Origin of the sequence: Pseudomonas sp. FW305-28 (assembly GCF_017351395.1) — a bacterium.
In the GTDB taxonomy this organism is placed as follows: Bacteria; Pseudomonadota; Gammaproteobacteria; order Pseudomonadales; family Pseudomonadaceae; genus Aquipseudomonas; species Aquipseudomonas fluorescens_AA.
This window is the reverse complement of the sequence record NZ_JACNDD010000228.1, coordinates 1-6972: the sequence shown is the minus strand read 5'-3', so window position 1 is coordinate 6972 and position 6972 is coordinate 1. Positions and strand designations below refer to the sequence as shown.

Sequence of the window (6972 nt, the reverse complement as noted above, 5' to 3'; positions counted from 1 at the left end):
CGCCCCAAGGCGCAGCAGGGCCTTGAACCGTTCGGGACTGACGGCCAGGCTGCGCAACCCCAGGCGCAGTGCGCGTTGGCCGGCGGGGCGCGGTACGGCTTGGTCGACCACCGCCCGGCCGATATCCAGCAGGTTGTGGTAATCCACGCCGGACGGGCAGGTGGTCTCGCAGTTGCGACACGACAGGCAGCGATCCAGGTGCAACTGGGTGCTGGCTGTCGCCGGCTGGCCTTCGAGCACTTGCTTGATCAGGTAGATCCGACCTCGCGGGCCATCCAGTTCATCGCCGAGCAATTGGTAGGTGGGGCAGGTGGCATTGCAGAAGCCGCAATGCACGCAACTGCGCAGGATCCGTTCGGCTTCTTCGGCGCGGGGCAGGTTTTTGCTTTCCTCACTGAACCGAGTCTGCATGCTAAAGCTCCGGGTACATTCGACCAGGGTTGAACAGTCCCAGGGGGTCGAGCTGGGCCTTGAGTTGCCGGTGATAACGTAGCAGCGCCGGGGCCAGTGGCTGGAACGGTGTGTCGCTGGCACCCTGGCGATAGCAGGTGGCATGGCCGCCCACTTCATCGGCCAGGGCTTGCACCGTGCCGGCCTCGGTTTTCAACCAGCGTTGCGCGCCACCCCAATCGATCAGTTGAGCGCCGGGCAGGGTGAGGGGGCCGGTGTGGTTGGGCAATGACAGGCGCCACAGCGGCAAGCCTTCGTCGAAAAATGCCAACCGATGTTCATTCAGTGCCGTCCAGTATCGATCGTCGATCACCTCGCCACCAAAACGTTGATGAGCGGCGCTGACCGAGCCTTCGCCCCCCTCCAGGCGCAGGTGCAGGCAGTCGCCGTCATGGCTGGCGGCGCTGATGGGCAGGGGCTGGCGACCCCATTCGGCGAGTGTCTCCAAGGCTTCGGCGCTGCCCAGCTCCAGACGGATGCTCAGGCTGTGACGGGGCTTGGGCAGGACCTTCAAGGACACTTCGGTGATCACCCCCAGGCAACCGAAACTGCCGGCCAGCAGGCGCGAGAGATCATAGCCGGCGACATTCTTCATCACCTCGCCGCCGAAGCGCAGCACGGTGCCGTGGCCGCTGATCAGGCGCGTACCCAGGACGAAGTCGCGCACCGAACCTGCCCAGGGGCGACGTGGCCCCGACAGCCCGGCGGCGACCATGCCGCCGACCGTGGCGTCGTCGCCGAACGCCGGCGGTTCGCAGGGCAGGCGTTGCCCGGCGGCCTCCAGGGCGGCGAGCAGTTCCCGCAACGGGGTGCCGGCCCGCGCCGTGATGACCAGCTCGGTGGGGTCGTAATGGACGATGCCACGGTGCACGCGGGTGTCCAGCACTTCGCCGGCCACTTCCCGCCCCAGGAACGCCTTGCTGTTCGAACCCTGGATGCGCAACGGCGTGGCGTTGGCCCGTGCGCGATTGACCTGTTCGAGCAACAGGTCGCTGGCGTCCTGGTCGGCTTCGCGGCTCATCAGAAACGCTCCAGTTCGGGAAACGGCAACTGCCCGCCATGGATGTGCATGGCACCGAACTCGGCGCAGCGGTGCAGGGTCGGGATGTTCTTGCCGGGGTTGAGCAGGCCTTGGGGATCGAACGCCGCTTTTACCGCGTGGAACAGGTTCAGTTCGTCGCTGTTGAACTGCGTGCACATCTGATTGATTTTTTCCCGGCCAACCCCGTGCTCGCCGGTGATGCTGCCGCCTACCTGGACACACAGTTCGAGGATTTTCCCACCCAGGGTTTCGGCGCGCTCCAGTTCGCCGGGCTGGTTGGCATCGAACAGGATCAGTGGGTGCATGTTGCCGTCGCCGGCATGAAACACATTGGCGACCCGCAGGCCATACTCGGCGCCCAGGCTGGCGATGCGTTGCAGCACTTCGGGCAGGGCACGTCGGGGGATGGTGCCGTCCATGCAGTAATAATCCGGCGCCAGGCGTCCCACCGCCGGGAAGGCGTTCTTGCGCCCGGCCCAGAACCGCAGCCGCTCGGCCTCGTCCCGCGCCTGGCGCACCTCGGTGGCCCCGGCCTGTTCCAACACCTGACGGACCCGTTCGCAGTCGTCATGGACATCGGCCTCGACCCCGTCCAGTTCGCACAGCAGGATCGCTTCGGCGTCCACCGGATAGCCGGCGTGGATGAAATCCTCGGCGGCGCGGATCGCCAGGTTGTCCATCATTTCCAGGCCACCGGGAATGATGCCGGCGGCGATGATGTCGGCCACCGCCCGCCCGGCCTTGTCCACCGAATCGAAACTGGCCAGCAGCACCTTGGCGACCTGGGGCCGGGGCAACAGCTTGACCGTCACTTCGGTGATCACCCCGAGCAAGCCTTCGGAGCCGGTGAACAGCGCCAGCAGGTCCAGGCCCGGCGAATCCAGGGCTTCGCTGCCCAGGGTCAGGCGTTCGCCTTCGACGGTGAGGATTTCCAGCTTCAGCAGGTTGTGCACCGTCAGGCCGTACTTGAGGCAGTGCACACCGCCGGCATTTTCCGCGACATTGCCACCAATGGAACAGGCGATCTGGGACGAAGGGTCCGGCGCGTAATACAGCCCGAACGGCGCCGCTGCCTGGGAGATCGCCAGGTTGCGCACACCCGGCTGAAGCCGTGCGGTGCGGGCGTCGGGGTCGATGTGCAGGATCTGGTTGAACCGCGCCATCACCAGCAACACGCCACTGGCCAGGGGCAGGGCACCGCCGGACAGACCGGTCCCGGCGCCCCTGGCGACCACCGGGACGTTCTGTTCATGGCAGAGCTTGAGCAGCGCTTGCACCTGCTCGACCCGCCTGGGCAAGACCACCAGCAGGGGCGTGGTGCGATAGGCCGACAAGCCATCGCACTCGTAGGGCTTGAGGTCTTGCTCCTGGTGCAGGATGTCCAGGTCTGGAATCTGTGCCTGGAAGGCTTGCAGCAGGGCCTGTTTGTCCACCTTCGGCAAAGGGCCGTCGAGGTGTTCGTCGTAGAGGATGTTCATGGAGTCGATACCCCTCAGTCGCCACGAATCCTTGTGGAACGAGTTTGCTCGCGATGGCGGTGGGTCAGCTTGCATCAGTGTTGCATGTGTCGCCGCTATCGCGAGCAAGCTCGCTCCCACATTGGGTTCATGTTGTTTTACGCATCGCCGTCACTGGCCCAACCCCTTGAGAAAACCACGGTACAGCGCAGCGGTTTTCCCCGGTTGCTCGATCATCGGCAGGTGGCCGATCCCGTCCCAGATTTCCACGCGCAAGTCCGCGATGCCCTTGCTCCACACCGGCACGCTGCTGACATCGATCACCCGGTCCTGGCGGCCCCAGAGCAGCAGCGAAGGGGCGCGAATGTCGGCCAGGTGGGGCTCCATCGACGGGCTGTCGCGAAAGTCGGTGTAGATCTCCGCCAGTTCTTCGCGGTGTTGTACATAGCGCTCGGCCACGGCCGCCATCACCATGCCCGGTACCCACGGTGGCGAGGCCATGGTCATTGCGTAGAACGGCATGAACTCCTCCCGCGAATGCACCAGGGACGGGTTACGACCGGTGGCCAGTTGGCGGTCCATGTCGCTGGGCTGGGGGGAGGTGACGCCGGCCGGATTGAGCAGCGCCAGGGTCAGCACGCGATCAGGCGAAGTGGCCGCCAGCCACGCGGCGAGATGGCCCCCCATGGAATTGCCGATCACATGGACCTTGTCCAGGCCGCAGGCGTCGAGCAACTCGATGATTCGCCGGGCCTGGGTCGGGATGTCGTAGCCGCCGCCGGCCTTGAAGCCGGTTTCGCCATGGCCGGGGAGGTCAGGGATCACCACCCGGTAATCACTGACAAAATGCCGGGCAACACGCAGCCAGAGGTTCTTGTCGCCGCTGTAGCCGTGCAGCATCAGGATGCTGGCGGACGCTTCATAAGGCCCGCCCTGCCAGGTCGACACGGTCATCTCGCTGATGGGCACGGTGATTTTGCGCAACCGGTAAAGGCGTGCCTCCAAGGCCATGCTCATGTCGTAGATCACATGGCCGATGCCGGGATACGTCAACCAGCTCCAGGCGATAAGTACAGCAAGAACTACCCACAACACCAGCATGTTTTGCCCTCCATGGGCTGCGACAGAATGTAATCAAACGGATCAGTCGGTAATAAGTGAAGCTTAAATCCGGGACATCGTTACTCAGGGGCCTCCTTTCGAAGGCTTACGGATTTCCTTGTCATGTATAGCCAAAATCCCATCAGAGTCTCGCATTTGAATGTGAATAAATACCCCTGCATCAGTGGTGGCTATTTGATGCCGCCCTGATAGACTCCAGACAACCCTATCCCGATGACTCGGGAACCCGCGGTGCAGAGGCGTCCATGCAAAAACCGGGAAAAAAGGGACTGACGTTGGCCAGGAGGCTCTATGTATCGCGCGCCCTGGGCCTGACGCTGGGGTTGTTGCTGGTCAGCGCCGCGCTTTATCCCCTCGACCCGGCACCCTGGGTCTGGAGCTTCATGCTGTTCAACGGCCTGCTCTGGCCGCACCTGTCTTATTGGTGGGCCCGTCGCAGCGCGGTGCCGTATCACGCCGAACACCGCAATCTGCTGATCGATGCCTTTCTTGGCGGCTTCTGGGTCGCGGCGATGCAATTCAACCCGCTGCCCACGGCCGTCACGCTGGCGATGATGGCGATGAACAACGTCGCCATCGGTGGCCTGCGTTTCCTGCTCGTCGGGGTGATGGCGCAGGTGGCAGGCATCGCTGTGGGCACGGTCATCTTCCCGCTGAGCAGCGTGCCCATGACCAGCCCGGCGCAGATCTACGCGTGTCTGCCACTGCTGTGCCTGTATCCGATGGCACTGGGCTGGATCTGCTTTCGCCAGGCCTACACCCTGGGCCGGCAAAAACGGGAATTGCTGGCCCTGAGTCGTACCGACAGCCTGACCGGGTTGCTGAACCATGGCGCCTGGAAAGATCGTCTCAACGAGGAATTCCAGCGTTGCGTGCGCCAACCTGCGGACGGGACGCCCCGTGGCGCGATTGCATTGATCGACATCGACCATTTCAAGGTCGTCAATGACACCTACGGCCACGGGGCTGGCGACATCGTGCTGCGTCAGCTCGGCAAGCTGCTCAGGCAGAACCTGCGTACCGCCGACGTTGTCGGGCGTTATGGGGGCGACGAGTTTGGCGTGATTCTGCCGGACCTGACCCAACACAACGCGGTGCAGGCCATGGACGGTTTGCGCGAGCGCTTCGCGACCCTCAGCTACGAGCGGGACCCGGCGCTGAAAGTGAGCCTGAGTATTGGCGTCGCGGTCTTCAACCCGGCTTATGCCGACGCGACCCTCTGGCTCAACGATGCAGACCAGGCGCTGTACGAAGCCAAGACCAGCGGGCGCAACCGGGTCACTTGCCACCGCCATCGACCGGTGTTGGAGGCGTCGACCGTTTCTGTCTGAGATGGCCTCTTGCTGCCTGGAGCCTTGGTTCATTGTCGGGTAGGGTGCCCATGGCACTCTCTCGATACGGAACAAGGATGAAATCATGACGATAACCGCTGTTCGCTCCCGTCTGGCCGTCAGCCTCGGCCTGAGCCTGGCCCTTGGCGCCTTCACCCCTATGGCCTTTGCCCAACCCCATCAACAAATCCTGAGCGATGCGCAGCAGTACAAGGGCGAGGCCCTGAAGTTGCTGGAGCGCCTGGTGAATATCGACTCCGGCTCCGGGTATGTGCCGGGGCTGACCCAGGTCGGCGACATTGCCATCGACGAACTGAAAAAGTTGGGCGCGACCATTGAGAAGGTGCCGAACTCGGACGGTACCCAGCACATCCTGGCGACCCTCAAGGGCACCGGTAAAGCGAAAATCCTGCTGATGGCCCACATGGACACGGTGTTCAAGGAGGGCTCGGCCGCCGAACGCCCGTTCCATATCAAGGATGGCCGCGCCTACGGGCCGGGAGTGATGGACGACAAGGGCGGTATCGTCGCGGGGATCTACGCCTTGAAGGTGCTCAAGAACCTGGATTTCAAGAACTACGCGCAGATTACTTTCCTGCTCGACGCCAGCGAAGAAACCGGCTCGGACGCCGCCACCGAGCTGATCAAGAAAACCGCCAAGGCCCATGACGTGACCCTCAACCTCGAACCGGGTCGCCCGGCCGACGGCCTGGTGGTGTGGCGCAAGGGCAGTGCGACGGCGCTGGTGGAGGTCAAGGGCAAAGCGTCCCACGCCGGCGTCGCGCCGGAACTGGGGCGCAATGCGGCGATGGAAGCCGCGCACCAGATCTTGCAACTGGGCAAGCTCGGCGACGCGGAAAAGAAAACCACCATCAATTTCACGGTGATCAAGGCCGGCGACCGGACCAACGTGATTCCCGACCAGGCGAGCGCCAAGGCCGATGTACGGGCGGCGGTGCCGGAAGAATTCGACCGCATCGAAAAAGACCTGGCCCGGGTCTCGCAGGACAAATTGATCGCCGACACCGAAGTCACCACCAGCCTCAAGCGCGGCCTGCCACCGATGCCCCAGACGGCGGAGTCGGACCGGTTGATGGCCATGGCCCAAGGCATCTATGGCGAACTGGGGCGCAAGCTCACCGAGGAAGGCAGCGGCGGCGCGGCGGATGCCAGCCTCTCGGCCGGTGTCGGCACGCCGACGCTGGATGGTTTTGGCATCGTTGGCGGGAATATCCATACGCCGGAGGAGTACGCGGAAGTCGAGAGCGTGGTGCCCAGGATTTATCTGCTGTCGCGGATGATCATGGAGTTGGCGGGGCGGTAACGCACCATGCCGTAACCTCGAGCGCCTCGAAACCTTGTGGGAGCGAGCTTGCTCGCGAAAGCGATCTGCCTGTCGATCAAGTGTTGGCTGACAAACCGCCTTCGCGAGCAAGCTCGCTCCCACAGGGAAATGCGCTATGTCGACGGACGCGCTTCGACGTCGTCCAGCGCGCGGTTTGCCAGCTGCCCACTCAATTCGATCAATTGCTGGATGCCCAGGGCAATGTGGTGCCTTGAGCCTTGAAGG

At 63.7% G+C, this 6972-nt stretch carries 7 protein-coding genes; 2 read left to right on the top strand and 5 right to left on the bottom strand.

The annotated features are described in order from the left end of the window. From J4E53_RS29215 to J4E53_RS29200, 4 genes are all read right to left on the bottom strand, one after another. Positions 1–411, bottom strand: a 411-nt coding sequence (locus J4E53_RS29215; protein WP_207268253.1) for a 4Fe-4S dicluster domain-containing protein, incomplete at its 3' end; no start/stop codon positions are given. 1 nt (position 412) lies between these two features. Further along, positions 413–1471 (bottom strand): glycolate oxidase subunit GlcE, encoded by a 1059-nt coding sequence (glcE, locus tag J4E53_RS29210; RefSeq protein WP_103311232.1) that lies wholly within the window; start codon positions 1469–1471, stop codon positions 413–415. Continuing rightward, positions 1471–2970 carry a glycolate oxidase subunit GlcD gene (gene glcD, locus J4E53_RS29205; RefSeq protein ID WP_103311231.1) on the bottom strand — a complete coding sequence of 500 codons (1500 nt, stop codon included), beginning with the start codon at positions 2968–2970 and terminating at the stop codon, positions 1471–1473. Before glcD ends, glcE begins: the two co-directional genes overlap by 1 nt. A 150-nt stretch (positions 2971–3120) precedes the next feature. After that, positions 3121–4050 carry an alpha/beta fold hydrolase gene (locus J4E53_RS29200; RefSeq protein ID WP_103311229.1) on the bottom strand — a complete coding sequence of 310 codons (930 nt, stop codon included), beginning with the start codon at positions 4048–4050 and terminating at the stop codon, positions 3121–3123. Positions 4051–4316: 266 nt separating this feature from the next. Between J4E53_RS29200 and J4E53_RS29195 the strand changes: the two genes are divergently transcribed. Further along, positions 4317–5402: a diguanylate cyclase gene (locus tag J4E53_RS29195; protein WP_060738203.1), complete on the top strand. Its 1086-nt coding sequence runs from the start codon at positions 4317–4319 to the stop codon at positions 5400–5402. A gap of 85 nt (positions 5403–5487) precedes the next feature. Continuing rightward, positions 5488–6726: a M20/M25/M40 family metallo-hydrolase gene (locus J4E53_RS29190; protein ID WP_103311227.1), complete on the top strand. Its 1239-nt coding sequence runs from the start codon at positions 5488–5490 to the stop codon at positions 6724–6726. A 134-nt stretch (positions 6727–6860) separates the two neighbouring features. Here the strand turns inward: J4E53_RS29190 and J4E53_RS31245 are convergent. After that, a partial coding sequence (locus J4E53_RS31245; protein ID WP_409077850.1) for a DUF6124 family protein occupies positions 6861–6972 on the bottom strand: 112 nt, incomplete at its 5' end.